Here is a 12,856-nt window from a genome sequence, read left to right as displayed (position 1 = left end):
AGACAAATTCTCAATGGCTAATAAACGTGAATTTCCATTGGAAAAAACCCGGAACATCGGGATCGTTGCCCATATTGATGCAGGTAAAACGACTACGACTGAACGTATCCTTTACTATACTGGCCGTATTCATAAGATCGGTGAAACTCATGATGGCGCATCACAAATGGACTGGATGGACCAAGAACAAGAACGTGGGATCACTATCACATCGGCTGCTACAACAGCTGAATGGAAAGACCACCGCATCAACATTATTGATACCCCAGGACACGTTGACTTCACAGTTGAAGTTGAACGTTCCTTGCGTGTCCTTGATGGTGCTGTAGTTGTCTTGGATGGTCAATCAGGTGTTGAACCTCAGACTGAAAATGTTTGGCGTCAAGCTACAACCTATAATGTTCCCCGTATCGTGTTCGTTAATAAGATGGACAAGCTTGGTGCTGACTTTGACTACTCAGTATCTACGATCAAGGATCGTTTGCAAGCTAATGCTGTTGCCGTTCAAATGCCTATCGGTGCCGAAGATGATTTCCAAGGTGTCATCGATTTGATCGACATGAAAGCTGACTTGTATGATGAAGATGAACTTGGTTCAGAATGGGATACCGTTGATATTCCTGATGACTTGAAGGAAGAAGCTCAAAAACATCGTGATCAAATGCTTGAACAATTAGCTGATCTTGATGATGATATCATGGAAAAATATCTTGAAGGTGAAGATATTCCTGCTGATGAGATCAAGGCTGCTATCCGTAAAGCTACTTTGAACTTAGATATCTACCCTGTTTTTGCTGGTTCTGCTTTCAAGAACAAGGGTGTTCAGATGATGCTTGATGGTGTGAATGATTACTTGCCATCACCACTTGATGTTCGTCCATACAATGCAACTGATCCTGATACAGGTGACCAAGTTGAATTGCATGCCGACGATGATGCACCATTTGCTGGTTTAGCATTTAAGATCGCTACTGATCCATTCGTTGGTCGTTTGACATTCTTCCGTGTTTACACGGGTACTTTGGAAGCCGGTTCATATGTTTTGAACGCTACTAAAGACAAACGTGAACGTGTTGGACGTTTGTTGCAGATGCATTCTAACCACCGTAAAGAGATCCCAGAAGTATTCTCTGGTGATATCGCTGCTGCGATCGGTTTGAAGAACACCACAACAGGTGACTCATTGACAGCAACAGACCGTCCATTGATCCTTGAATCAATGGAATTCCCAGATCCAGTTATCCAAGTTTCGATCGAACCTAATACTAAGGCCGACCAAGACAAGATGGATGTTGCTTTGCAAAAACTTGCTGAAGAAGATCCTACTTTCAAGGCTGAAACTAACCAGGAAACTGGTGAAACATTGATCTCTGGGATGGGTGAACTTCACTTGGATATCATCGTTGACCGGATGAAACGTGAATTCCACGTTGAAGCTAAAGTCGGTGAACCACAAGTTGCTTACCGTGAAACATTTACTAAGCAGGTTTCTGCTCAAGGTAAATTCGTTCGTCAGTCTGGTGGTAAGGGACAATACGGTGATGTTTGGATCGAATTCACACCTGCTGAAGAAGGCGAAGGATTCTCATTCGAAAATGCTATCGTTGGTGGTGTTGTTCCTCGTGAATATATTCCTGCTGTAGAACAAGGCTTGAAAGAATCAATGGCTAACGGTATTCTTGCCGGCTATCCTTTGATCGACGTTAAAGCTAAGTTATACGATGGTTCTTACCATGATGTCGATTCTAGTGAAGCGGCCTTTAAAGTTGCTGCCTCGATCGCTTTGCGTAATGCCGCTAAAGGTGGTGGCGCTGTGATCCTTGAACCGATCATGAAGGTCGATATCGTTGCCCCTGAAGATAACTTGGGTGATGTTATGGGTCACGTTACTGCTCGTCGTGGACGTGTTGACGGTATGGAAGCTCGCGGTAACGCTGAGTTAGTACATTCATTCGTTCCGTTGTCAGAAATGTTTGGTTATGCTACTACCTTGCGTTCATCAACTCAGGGTCGTGGTACCTTCACAATGACATTTGACCACTACGAACCAGTACCGAAGTCAATTCAAGAAGATATCATCAAGAAGAACGGCGGAGAAGCTAAGTAAGCTTGAATGAAAACAAAAAAAGAGCTGTTCGAGTTAAATCTCGAGCGGTTCTTTTTTCGTATGATCCGAAAAATCATTTATCAGTTGTAAGCACGTTAGCTCCGAGTGAGTTTTTGAAATGCGCCAGAGCCCACTTGTGACCGACTTGGTCGAAGCTGGCGACGCTGTCTTCATAGACATTAATGTGATAATCTAAATTGTATGCAGCAATGGCAGTATGCAGAACACAAATGTCGGTACAAACACCTGTTAAATAAAGGTCTTTGATGTCGCGACTGCGCAAATAGTTGTCCAAGTTGGTATTTTGAAAACTAGAATAACGATTTTTGTTGAATTTGTAAACATTGTCTTGGTCCTGATGTTTGTGATACCAGGAGGCTAACTGACCATAAAGTTCTTGCCCAGGTGTACCAGCGATGTTATGAGGTGGGAAAAGGGCAGTTTCAGGATGAAAAGGATCATCTTTAAAATGATAGTCAGTTGGCAAAATGATGTAATCGCCTTTTTCGTCGAATTCTTTAACGTGTTGCAATAAATCATCTTCGATTGCACGACCAGGTTCACCGCAATTCAAAGCTCCGTCACTTGCGACAAAGTCATTCGTATAATCGATCACTAGTAATGCTTTTTTATTTGACATGGTAAGACTCCTTTGAGTGAGATAATGAAGTACTTTGCCAATATTTTACCTATATCTATGAAAAGGTTCAATAAAAAACTTTTTGCAGGTTGTGCTAAATAAGCCTGACTTTTCATTTCGCAAACAAGTTAGAGTCAGATGGATAAGAGTAAAGCAGATATCTATCTGTAGAAAGTTAGTATTTGACTATTAAATAGTCTTAATTATCCTGAATTATTCATACTTTTCGTTGCAGTTAAAACTTTGTGCAAAGTTACTTTAGTGTGTAAAAAAAGCAGCTTTTTGTTAGTTTTGTTGTCGGACTGTTTAAAAAAGGACAGACTTCACCCTTTCCCTAAGAAAAACATTTTTTATTTTGTGAGTTCACAGCGGATATATTTTTAGATTTTGAATCTTGAACAGTGTCTGCCAAAATAATTTATCGAACACATTGGTCTGAGATAAATGGACCCAGATTTGACGCGCATGGTGCGTGACCTTAGCTGCCACATGGAGTAATTTAAAACGGATCGTCCCGACCTGAGCGTGTTTAAGCTTTGTTGGTAAAACTAAGTTCTTCATGGCTTGCAGTATATTATAAGCGACCCCAGCTACCAGCATCCGGAACTCATTGGCCTCAAAACTAGAACTGTCCGTTTTATCAAAGTGAAAGCCACGTTTAACTTCTTTGATCAAGTCTTCCATGGAACCGCGTTGGTGATAGAGGGCAAAGACTTGTGGACCGCTTAATTCTTCCAAGTTGGTCACGATAAACTCATGGTCAAACAGAAAGTTGCCCGCCGGCCGCGTTGATTTAATAATCACACGATAAGGTCGTGACCAACTTTGAGGACAATAGTCTCGCAGGACATGCCATTGGACTTCAGCTTCGGTGAAGTCCTGGTCACCCACTTGGATCAGATTTTCAGCCCGACTTTGGAACTGGTAGTTCGCTTTTAAACGAATCACGAACTTAGCCTGCTTTTTATCACACGCATGGTAGATCCCCGGAGCTGCGAAACCAGAATCTCCCCGCACTAAGACATCCAGGGAAGATCCGTCATAGGCCCGTAAGCTCCGTAATAAAAATTTAGTCGCACCTTGGGAAGTATAGCGATTGCCGGGGCGTAATTGAGCATTCAACAAGCAGCCCGATAAAGCATCAAAGGCTAGTAAAGGATGATAACCGTTGGTCTGGTAGTGACCGTTATAAGCACTCTTTTCTTGGTCACCAAACGTATCGGCATGTGTCGAATCTAGATCAAGGATCAGCTGATGTTGATTTAGCTGCCCAAGAACAAAGTGAGCTACCGAGCCGAGCAATGATTTGACTGAAAAGAGCCCAGACGCTGAAATGTGATTGATAAAGCGTGAAAGTGTCGGCTGGGAAGCGACCGCTTGAGACAAGACCAGCTTAAAATCAACGGCGTGTGACAAGGTATTAGCCGACTGATCTTGGCAGTATCCTGCCAGCAATTGCAACAGCAACTGCTTAAATAAATTGTTCAAGGGAAAGGTACAATATTTACGGTCATCTTTAAAATGCAAGTTATCTTCTAAGAGCTGGTCAAAGTGAATTTGGTGCAGAAATTCAGCAATTAATAAAGTTCCGGCATCGTTCGCTAACTCACCACCGTCATTAGAAATGTTGATCTGGTCATTGAATAAAAGTTTTTCATGATGTAAAGTTGACATAAGGAGCACTCCTGTTCTTTGTGGTTTTCATCGACTTTACAATAGCACAGGATGTGCTCTTTTTGTACACCCAACAGGTGAAAAACGAAAAAGATGCGAACTAGCATGACAACAACAAAAAGTAGTCCTTAAGGGAAAAGTATGAATAATTCAGGATTATGAAAGTTAGATAGGATCTTCTTTAAATTTGCGAAAATTAGAGATTTTTCAAAAAACTTTCAGAAAATCCTTGCTAACACGGAATAAATGTAATACTATAGTTAGGTACCTGTTTGAACAGGTACGTCGTTTGGGACGCCGCCAAACGGATATTTCGAGCTTTGATGCGAAAGGTTGCGACACACCCGGATGCTTTGCCACGGGTATATCGGTAATTTTCGCGGAGCTAGTCTTATTTCTAAAATGGACGAAGGAGGGAACAACATGGCAAAACAAAAAATTCGTATTCGCCTTAAAGCATACGAACACCGTATTTTAGATCAGTCTGCGGACAAGATCGTTGAAACAGCAAAGAGAACAGGTGCTGAAATCTCAGGCCCAATTCCATTGCCTACAGAACGTACATTGTACACAGTTCTTTCATCACCACATAAGCATAAAGATGCTCGTGAGCAATTTGAAATGCGGACACATAAACGTTTGATCGACATCGTCAACCCAACACCAAAGACAGTTGATTCATTGATGAAACTCGACTTGCCTTCTGGCGTTGACATTGAGATCAAGCTTTAATTCATTTTTTCTATTTTAAATCAATTTAATTGGAGGTGTACTCATGACCACAAAAGGAATCTTAGGAAAAAAAGTAGGTATGACTCAAGTTTTCACAGAGAACGGCGAATTAGTTCCCGTAACTGTTGTGAAAGTTGATGCCAACGTTGTAATGCAGATCAAAACTGTTGAAAATGACGGTTACGAAGCAGTCCAATTGGGCTACGACGATGTGCGTGCGATCAAGGCTAACAAACCTGCTAAAGGTCATGCAGCAAAAGCAAATACTGCTCCTAAGCGCTTCGTTCGTGAAATCCGCGATGTTGAGCTGGGAGATTACAAAGTCGGTGACGAAATTCATGCTGACGTCTTCTCAGAAGGAGACAGCGTGGATGTAACCGGAACATCAAAGGGTAAAGGTTTCCAAGGTAACATTAAACGTTGGAACCAGGCTCGTGGTCCGATGGCACACGGTTCTCGTTATCATCGTCGCCCAGGTTCAATGGGTGCAATTATCAACCGCGTATTTCCTGGCAAGGTACTTCCAGGACGTATGGGTGGTAACAAGGTAACGATTCAAAACTTAAAGATCGTTAAAGCTGATACAGACAATGGTGTACTTTTCATTAAGGGTAACGTACCTGGCGCGAACAAGTCATTCGTTACTGTTAAAAGTACAGTGAAATAAATTAAGGGAAGGGAGGAAATACAAACATGCCTACAGTTGCATTATTTAAACAAGATGGTAGCAAAAATGGTGAAGTTGAATTAAACGACACAATTTTTGGTATCGAACCAAACAACAACGCAGTTCATGACGCAGTCTTGATGCAACGCGCATCACTTCGCCAAGGAACACATGCTGTTAAGAACAGGACTGCCGTTCGCGGTGGTGGTAAGAAACCATGGCGTCAAAAGGGTACTGGCCGTGCTCGTGCTGGTTCCACACGCTCACCACTTTGGGTCGGCGGTGGTACGATCTTCGGACCAACACCACGTTCATACGCCTACAAACTTCCACGCAAAGTTAGTCGTTTGGCTCTTAAATCTGTTCTTTCACAAAAAGTAATTGATGAAAGCTTAGTAGTTGTTGATTCATTTGAATTCGAACAACCAAAGACTAAGGACTTTGCAGCATCTCTTAAGAGTTTAAATGTTAACTCTAAAGTATTAGTAGTTCTTGAAGATGATAACGAAAACGCTGCTCGTTCAGCTCGTAACCTTAAAAATGTTACAGTTCTTCCTGCAAAAGGTTTGAATGTATTGAACGTTATTGACAGTGACAAAGTTGTCATCACAAAAGGAGCTCTTTCTCAAGTAGAGGAGGGTCTAGCATAATGGAAGCACGTGATGTAATTTTACGTCCAGTTATCACCGAAGCATCGATGGCTGACTTGGACGACAAGCGCTACACATTTGATGTTAATACTAATGCAACGAAGTTCCAGATCAAAGATGCTGTTGAAGAAATCTTTGATGTTAAAGTTGCAAAAGTTAATGTCATGAACTTAAAAGGTAAGAAGAAACGTATGGGTCGTTACGAAGGCTACACAAAGAAGCGTCGTAAGGCAATCGTTACTTTAACACCTGAATCAAAAGAAATTAAAATTTTTGAAGAAGAATAATTAACATAGGAGGGAAAAATAGTGGGGATCAGAGTATACAAACCGACCTCAAATGGTCGCCGTAATATGACTACTTCTGACTTTGAAGAAATTACAAGCACAACTCCTGAAAAGTCATTGCTTTCTTCTCAAAGCAAAACTGCTGGTTGTAATGTTTACGGTCATAAAACTGTTCGTCACCGTGGCGGCGGTCACAAACGTCAATATCGCCTGATCGATTTTAAGCGTATTAAAGATGATGTTCCCGCAACAGTTAAGACGATCGAATACGATCCTAACCGTTCAGCTAACATCGCCTTGATCGTTTACGCTGACGGTATTAAATCATACATTCTCGCACCTAAGGGCCTTGAAGTTGGCCAGACTGTTGAATCTGGTGCAGATGCTGATATCAAAGTTGGTAATACATTACCATTAATGAATATGCCAGCTGGTACTACTATTCATAACATCGAATTAAACCCTGGCCAAGGTGGACAATTAGTTCGTTCTGCTGGTACATCAGCACAATTACTTGGTAAGGAAGAGAAGTATGTTACAGTACGTTTGGCTTCCGGTGAAGTACGCCAAATCTTAGGTACTTGTCGTGCAACGATCGGTTCTGTTGGTAATGCACAGCATGAATTGATCAAGCTTGGTAAAGCTGGTCGTAAACGTTGGATGGGCGTTCGTCCTCAGTCTCGTGGTTCTGTAATGAACCCTAATGATCACCCGCATGGTGGTGGTGAAGGTAAGGCTCCTGTTGGTATGCCAAGTCCTTTGTCTCCTTGGGGTAAGAAGACTGCTGGTAAGAAGACACGTTCTAAGAAAGCACGTTCAAATAAATTTATTGTTCGTGGTCGCAAGAAGAAATAATCACCAGTAAAATCATGGTGGTTCTATCCGAAAGGAGGATAACTCTTGAGTCGTAGTTTGAAAAAGGGACCTTTTGCAGATGAACATCTGTTAAAAAAAATCGCAGCACAAGCTGATAATGAAAAGAAATCCGTTATTAAAACTTGGTCACGTCGTTCGACGATCTATCCTAGCTTTGTTGGATATACGATCGCTGTTCATGACGGCCGCAAGCAAGTTCCAGTTTATATCCAAGAAGATATGGTTGGTCATAAACTTGGTGAATTTGTTCCAACACGGACATTCCATGGTCATGGCACTGACGATAAAAAGACCGTCGCAAGATAATCTAAGGGAGGAAATAAAATGGCTGAACAAGTAACCTCAGCAAAAGCAACTGCTCGCGTAGTTCGCATCCCTGCACGTAAGGCGCGTCTTGTGATCGATCTTATCCGTGGGAAGAGTGTTGCTGAAGCACTTGGTATCTTGAAGTTTACTCCAAGATCTGGTGCTTACCTAATTGAAAAAGTTTTAAAATCCGCAATTGCCAACGCAGAAAACAATTTTGACTTGGATGCTGAAGATTTATATGTAAGCGAAGCTTTTGTCAACGAAGGACCGACTTTAAAACGGTTCCGTCCTCGTGCTAAGGGTTCTGCTTCTCCAATCAACAAGCGTACCAGTCACATTACTGTAGTGGTATCTGAAAAATAAGGAGGGATAAGCGTGGGTCACAAAATAAATCCTACTGGATTACGTGTTGGTATTATTCGTGATTGGGAATCCAAATGGTATGCTGAAAAGGACTTTGCTTCATACCTTCACGAAGATATCCGTATCCGTGAATATATTCAAAAGAAATTAGCCGACGCATCTGTCTCTACCGTTGAGATCGAACGTGCCGCAAAGCGCGTTAACATTTCTATCCATACTGCAAAACCAGGTATGGTTATCGGTAAAGGCGGTTCTGAAGTTGAAAAATTACGTAAAGAATTAAACAACTTGACCGGCAGACGTGTACACATCAACATCATCGAAATCAAGAAACCTGATTTGGATGCTAAATTAGTTGGTGAAAACATTGCACAACAATTGGAAGGCCGTGTTGCTTTCCGTCGTGCTATGAAACAACCAATGCAACGTACAATGCGTGCAGGTGCAAAGGGTATCAAAGTTCAGGTTGCTGGACGTTTGAACGGTGCCGACATGTCACGTGTGGAACACTTCTCACAAGGAACTGTTCCTTTGCACACACTTCGTGCTGATATTGATTATGCTTGGGTCGAAGCTAATACTCAGTATGGTCAGATCGGTGTTAAGGTTTGGATCTTCCGTGGTGAAGTTCTACCTGAAAAGAAAGATCAAAGTAAAGGAGGGAAATAGTCTATGTTAGTACCAAAGCGTGTTAAGCATCGTCGCGAATTCCGTGGCAAGATGCGCGGGGAAGCCAAAGGTGGTAAGACAGTTGCTTTCGGCGAATACGGTTTACAAGCACTTGATTCACATTGGATCTCAAACCGTCAGATCGAAGCAGCTCGTATCGCTATGACCCGTTACATGAAGCGTGGTGGGAAAGTTTGGATCAAGATTTTCCCTCATAAATCATATACTTCAAAAGGTATCGGTACTCGTATGGGTAACGGGAAAGGTGCACCAGAAGGCTGGGTAGCACCTGTCAAGCGTGGCAAGATCATGTTTGAAGTTGGTGGAGTTTCTAAAGAAGTTGCGCACGAAGCATTGCGTTTAGCTTCACACAAGCTCCCTGTTAGAACTAAAATCGTTTCTCGTGAGGAAGTAGGTGGCGAATCTGATGAAAACTAAGGAATTCAAAGACGAACTCAACAAATTGACCACTGACGAATTACTTGCTAAAGAAAAGCAATACAAAGAAGAATTGTTCAATTTGCGTTTCCAATCTGCAACTGGTCAGCTTGAAAATACTGCTCGCTTGCAAACAGTTCGGAAAGCAATTGCTCGCATTAAGACTTTGCTGCGTCAAAACGAAGCTGCAAAATAAAGAATACGAAGAGGAGGCTAATCGCGCATGAGTGAAGGTCGTAACTACCGTAAAGTTTACCGTGGCCGTGTTGTTTCTGATAAGATGGACAAGACGATCACTGTCGTTGTTGAAACATACAAGTTTCATCCTGTATATGGCAAACGTGTTAAGTATTCCAAGAAATACAAGGCTCATGATGAAAACAATGAAGCAAAAACGGGCGACATCGTAAAAATCATGGAAACCCGGCCATTGTCAGCTACAAAACGTTTCCGTTTATTAGAAATCGTTGAAAAAGCAGTTGTTCTTTAATTGATACTTAGAGACAATCAATAAACTGATTCGTATTCTGATCTAATAACGAAAGGAGGTCACATAACTGTGATCCAACAAGAAAGTCGTTTACATGTTGCTGATAATTCCGGAGCACGTGAGCTTTTAGTTATTAAAATTTTAGGTGGCTCTCGTGTTAAAACTGCCAGTGTCGGTGACATTGTGGTTGCTACTGTTAAACAAGCAACACCAGGTGGCGTTGTCAAAAAGGGCGATGTTGTTAAAGCAGTCATCGTTCGTACTAAATATGGTACACATCGTACAGACGGTTCATACATCAAGTTTGATGAAAATGCAGCTGTTATCATCGGTGATGATAAATCACCAAAAGGCACCCGTATCTTTGGACCGGTTGCCCGTGAACTACGTGCTGGGGACTACATGAAAATTGTTTCTCTCGCACCTGAAGTTCTGTAAAACAACCGTCTATCCGACAAGGAGGTGCACAAGTAATAATGTTCATTAAAAGAAATGATAAAGTTAAAGTAATTGCCGGTAAAGATAAGGGCAAAGAAGGAGAAGTCCTTCAATCTATTCCTGCTAGAGACCGTGTGGTCGTGAAGGGTGTCAATATCGTTAAGAAACATCAAAAGCCAACTAATGATAACCCAAGTGGTGGTATCGTTGAAGTTGAAGCTCCGATCCATGTTTCTAACGTTATGTTGATCGATCCTTCTAACAATGAAGCAACTCGTGTTGGCTTCAAGGTAGAAGATGGCAAGAAAGTCCGTGTTTCGAAAAAAACTGGTGAAATTATCTAAACCTAGCAAGGAAGGAGGAACACTTTTTCATGGTTAACCGTTTAAAAGAAAAATACACAAACGAAATCGTTCCATCAATGATCGATAAGTTCAATTATTCATCAATCATGCAAGCACCTAAAGTTGAAAAAATCGTGATCAACATGGGTGTGGGTGATGCAGTCAGCAACGCTAAGAATCTTGACGAAGCCGTTGAGGAATTGACTTTGATCTCTGGTCAAAAGCCAGTTATTACAAAGGCTAAGAAATCAATCGCCGGTTTCCGTTTACGTGAAGGAATGCCGATCGGTGCTAAGGTCACATTACGTGGTACACGTATGTATGACTTCTTAGACAAGTTGGTTTCTGTATCATTGCCGCGTGTGCGTGACTTCCATGGTGTAAGTAAGCGTGCCTTTGACGGCCGTGGTAACTATACTCTTGGTGTCCGTGAACAATTGATTTTCCCTGAAATTGATTTTGATAATGTCAACAAAGTTCGTGGAATGGATATCGTTATTGTTACAACTGCTCAGACTGACGAAGAATCCAAGGAATTGTTGTCACAACTTGGAATGCCATTCGCTAAATAAGGAGGTTACAAACTTGGCAAAGAAGTCACAAATTGCAAGAAATCATCGTCCTGCTAAGTTCTCATCACGTGAATATACACGTTGCGAACGTTGTGGACGTCCACATTCTGTCTATCGCAAATTTAAATTATGCCGTGTTTGCCTACGCGAACTTGCTCATCAAGGTCAGATCCCTGGCATGAAAAAGGCTAGTTGGTAAACCATAATATACAGTAAAAGGAGGCAAACAACATGGCAATGACCGATCCAATTGCAGACTTTTTAACTCGCATTCGCAATGCCAACATGGCAAAGCACGAATCAGTTGAAATTCCTGCTTCAAAAATCAAAAGCGGTATGGCTGAAATTCTTAAGAATGAAGGCTTTATCCGTGATGTCGAATACATTGATGATGACAAACAAGGTGTCATCCGCGTATTCTTAAAATATGATAAGAACAACGAACGTGTTATCTCCGGTTTACGTCGGATCTCAAAGCCCGGCTTACGTTCTTATGTCAAAGCTGATGCAGTTCCTAAAGTTTTAAACGGCTTAGGTATTGCTTTGATCTCAACATCTGAGGGTGTTATTACAGACAAAACAGCTCGTTCTAAGAACATCGGTGGCGAAGTTCTCGCTTACGTTTGGTAATATTAAATAGAAGCAAGGAGGTGTACATCTCGTGAGTCGTATTGGTTATAAAACTGTTACAGTCCCAGAAGGCGTTGAAGTCAAACAAGATGGTAACTTTGTTACTGTTAAAGGCCCAAAAGGAGAATTAACTCGTGAATTCTCTGACGTGATCTCAATGAAGATCGAAGGCAATGAAGTTTCTTTTGATCGTCCTACTGACGACTACAAAACTAAAGCTTTGCATGGTACAACCCGTGCTAACTTTAACAACATGGTAATTGGTGTCACAGAAGGCTTCAAGAAAAACCTTGAACTTCGTGGTGTTGGTTACCGTGCACAAATGAAAGGCAAAACACTGATCTTAAACGTTGGTTATTCTAACCCAGTTGAATTTGCCGAAGAAGAAGGTATTACTGTCGAAGTTCCTTCTAACACAGAAATTACTATTTCTGGTATCGACAAAGAACTTGTCGGTGATGCTGCAGCCCGGATCCGTGCTACACGTGCACCAGAACCTTACAAAGGTAAAGGTATTCGCTATGTTGGTGAATATGTTGCTCATAAGGAAGGTAAGACTGGTAAGTAATAAAGCAGCATGATAGTTGTTAAATAAATTCAAGAGGTGAAAATAGTGATTTCGAAACCAGACAAAAATAAGACACGTCAAAAACGTCATATTCGTGTCCGTAATAAGATCTCTGGTACTGCTGAGTGCCCACGCTTAAATGTTTATCGTTCAAACAAAAACATCTACGCTCAAATTATTGATGACGTAGCGGGTGTGACGCTGGCTAGTGCCTCTACTTTAGATAGTGAAATTGCTGCAGGTACAAAGACAGAACAAGCTTCTGCCGTTGGTGCTTTGGTAGCAAAACGTGCTGCAGATAAGAACATCAAAGAAGTTATTTTTGATCGTGGCGGTTACTTGTACCATGGTCGCGTGTTGGCATTAGCTGATGCTGCTCGTGAAAATGGCTTAGACTTTTAA

Annotated in this window: 21 protein-coding genes; 19 read left to right on the top strand and 2 right to left on the bottom strand. The window is 41.7% G+C overall.

Annotated features, from left to right (window positions below):
- Positions 1-13: 13 nt before the first annotated feature.
- On the top strand, positions 14-2,107 hold the full coding sequence (gene fusA, locus BQ5903_RS08890; RefSeq protein ID WP_010496686.1) for an elongation factor G: 2,094 nt from the start codon (positions 14-16) through the stop codon (positions 2,105-2,107).
- Positions 2,108-2,180: 73 nt separating this feature from the next.
- Here fusA and BQ5903_RS08885 read toward each other — a convergent pair whose 3' ends face one another.
- Positions 2,181-2,747: a cysteine hydrolase family protein gene (locus BQ5903_RS08885; RefSeq protein WP_079579371.1), complete on the bottom strand. Its 567-nt coding sequence runs from the start codon at positions 2,745-2,747 to the stop codon at positions 2,181-2,183.
- Between the two features lie 363 nt (positions 2,748-3,110).
- Complete coding sequence (locus BQ5903_RS08880) at positions 3,111-4,421, bottom strand: IS1380 family transposase (RefSeq protein ID WP_079579370.1); 1,311 nt, start codon at positions 4,419-4,421, stop codon at positions 3,111-3,113.
- 423 nt (positions 4,422-4,844) lie between these two features.
- Here BQ5903_RS08880 and rpsJ point away from each other — a divergent pair, with 423 nt between their 5' ends.
- The 18 genes from rpsJ to rplR all read left to right on the top strand — a co-directional run bounded on the left by rpsJ (position 4,845) and on the right by rplR (position 12,856).
- On the top strand, positions 4,845-5,153 hold the full coding sequence (rpsJ, locus tag BQ5903_RS08875) for a 30S ribosomal protein S10 (protein ID WP_010496695.1): 309 nt from the start codon (positions 4,845-4,847) through the stop codon (positions 5,151-5,153).
- Positions 5,154-5,196: 43 nt separating this feature from the next.
- A complete protein-coding gene (rplC, locus tag BQ5903_RS08870; protein ID WP_010496697.1) occupies positions 5,197-5,820 on the top strand; it encodes a 50S ribosomal protein L3 in 624 nt (207 codons plus the stop codon).
- Positions 5,821-5,846: 26 nt separating this feature from the next.
- Entirely contained in the window at positions 5,847-6,470 is a 624-nt protein-coding gene (gene rplD / locus BQ5903_RS08865; protein WP_010496699.1) for a 50S ribosomal protein L4, read from the top strand.
- The gene (gene rplW / locus BQ5903_RS08860) at positions 6,470-6,757 is read left to right on the top strand and encodes a 50S ribosomal protein L23 (RefSeq protein ID WP_010496701.1); all 288 of its coding nucleotides are present in this window, start codon (positions 6,470-6,472) and stop codon (positions 6,755-6,757) included. The genes rplD and rplW overlap by 1 nt, the downstream gene beginning before the upstream one ends.
- A 21-nt stretch (positions 6,758-6,778) precedes the next feature.
- Positions 6,779-7,612 (top strand): 50S ribosomal protein L2, encoded by an 834-nt coding sequence (rplB, locus tag BQ5903_RS08855; RefSeq protein ID WP_079579368.1) that lies wholly within the window; start codon positions 6,779-6,781, stop codon positions 7,610-7,612.
- Between the two features lie 45 nt (positions 7,613-7,657).
- Complete coding sequence (rpsS, locus tag BQ5903_RS08850; protein WP_010496705.1) at positions 7,658-7,939, top strand: 30S ribosomal protein S19; 282 nt, start codon at positions 7,658-7,660, stop codon at positions 7,937-7,939.
- Between the two features lie 18 nt (positions 7,940-7,957).
- Positions 7,958-8,305, top strand: a complete 348-nt coding sequence (gene rplV / locus BQ5903_RS08845) for a 50S ribosomal protein L22 (RefSeq protein ID WP_010496707.1) — start codon at positions 7,958-7,960, stop codon at positions 8,303-8,305.
- 12 nt (positions 8,306-8,317) lie between these two features.
- Positions 8,318-8,974 carry a 30S ribosomal protein S3 gene (rpsC, locus tag BQ5903_RS08840; RefSeq protein WP_010496708.1) on the top strand — a complete coding sequence of 219 codons (657 nt, stop codon included), beginning with the start codon at positions 8,318-8,320 and terminating at the stop codon, positions 8,972-8,974.
- A gap of 3 nt (positions 8,975-8,977) precedes the next feature.
- Positions 8,978-9,412, top strand: a complete 435-nt coding sequence (gene rplP / locus BQ5903_RS08835) for a 50S ribosomal protein L16 (RefSeq protein WP_010496710.1) — start codon at positions 8,978-8,980, stop codon at positions 9,410-9,412.
- The gene (gene rpmC / locus BQ5903_RS08830; RefSeq protein ID WP_010496712.1) at positions 9,402-9,608 is read left to right on the top strand and encodes a 50S ribosomal protein L29; all 207 of its coding nucleotides are present in this window, start codon (positions 9,402-9,404) and stop codon (positions 9,606-9,608) included. The genes rplP and rpmC overlap by 11 nt, the downstream gene beginning before the upstream one ends.
- Before the next feature lie 27 nt (positions 9,609-9,635).
- Positions 9,636-9,902 carry a 30S ribosomal protein S17 gene (gene rpsQ / locus BQ5903_RS08825; protein WP_010496714.1) on the top strand — a complete coding sequence of 89 codons (267 nt, stop codon included), beginning with the start codon at positions 9,636-9,638 and terminating at the stop codon, positions 9,900-9,902.
- Between the two features lie 69 nt (positions 9,903-9,971).
- On the top strand, positions 9,972-10,340 hold the full coding sequence (gene rplN, locus BQ5903_RS08820) for a 50S ribosomal protein L14 (RefSeq protein ID WP_010496715.1): 369 nt from the start codon (positions 9,972-9,974) through the stop codon (positions 10,338-10,340).
- A gap of 38 nt (positions 10,341-10,378) precedes the next feature.
- Positions 10,379-10,684 (top strand): 50S ribosomal protein L24, encoded by a 306-nt coding sequence (gene rplX, locus BQ5903_RS08815; RefSeq protein ID WP_010496717.1) that lies wholly within the window; start codon positions 10,379-10,381, stop codon positions 10,682-10,684.
- A gap of 29 nt (positions 10,685-10,713) precedes the next feature.
- The gene (rplE, locus tag BQ5903_RS08810; RefSeq protein WP_010496719.1) at positions 10,714-11,256 is read left to right on the top strand and encodes a 50S ribosomal protein L5; all 543 of its coding nucleotides are present in this window, start codon (positions 10,714-10,716) and stop codon (positions 11,254-11,256) included.
- A 13-nt stretch (positions 11,257-11,269) separates the two neighbouring features.
- The gene (locus BQ5903_RS08805; protein WP_010496720.1) at positions 11,270-11,455 is read left to right on the top strand and encodes a type Z 30S ribosomal protein S14; all 186 of its coding nucleotides are present in this window, start codon (positions 11,270-11,272) and stop codon (positions 11,453-11,455) included.
- Between the two features lie 32 nt (positions 11,456-11,487).
- A complete protein-coding gene (rpsH, locus tag BQ5903_RS08800) occupies positions 11,488-11,886 on the top strand; it encodes a 30S ribosomal protein S8 (protein ID WP_010496722.1) in 399 nt (132 codons plus the stop codon).
- 31 nt (positions 11,887-11,917) lie between these two features.
- Complete coding sequence (rplF, locus tag BQ5903_RS08795; protein WP_079579367.1) at positions 11,918-12,454, top strand: 50S ribosomal protein L6; 537 nt, start codon at positions 11,918-11,920, stop codon at positions 12,452-12,454.
- Between the two features lie 45 nt (positions 12,455-12,499).
- Complete coding sequence (gene rplR, locus BQ5903_RS08790) at positions 12,500-12,856, top strand: 50S ribosomal protein L18 (RefSeq protein WP_010496726.1); 357 nt, start codon at positions 12,500-12,502, stop codon at positions 12,854-12,856.

It is taken from the genome of Ligilactobacillus acidipiscis (genome assembly GCF_900116935.1).
Taxonomy (GTDB): domain Bacteria; phylum Bacillota; class Bacilli; order Lactobacillales; family Lactobacillaceae; genus Ligilactobacillus; species Ligilactobacillus acidipiscis.
This window is presented reverse-complemented; position numbering and strand designations above follow the sequence as displayed.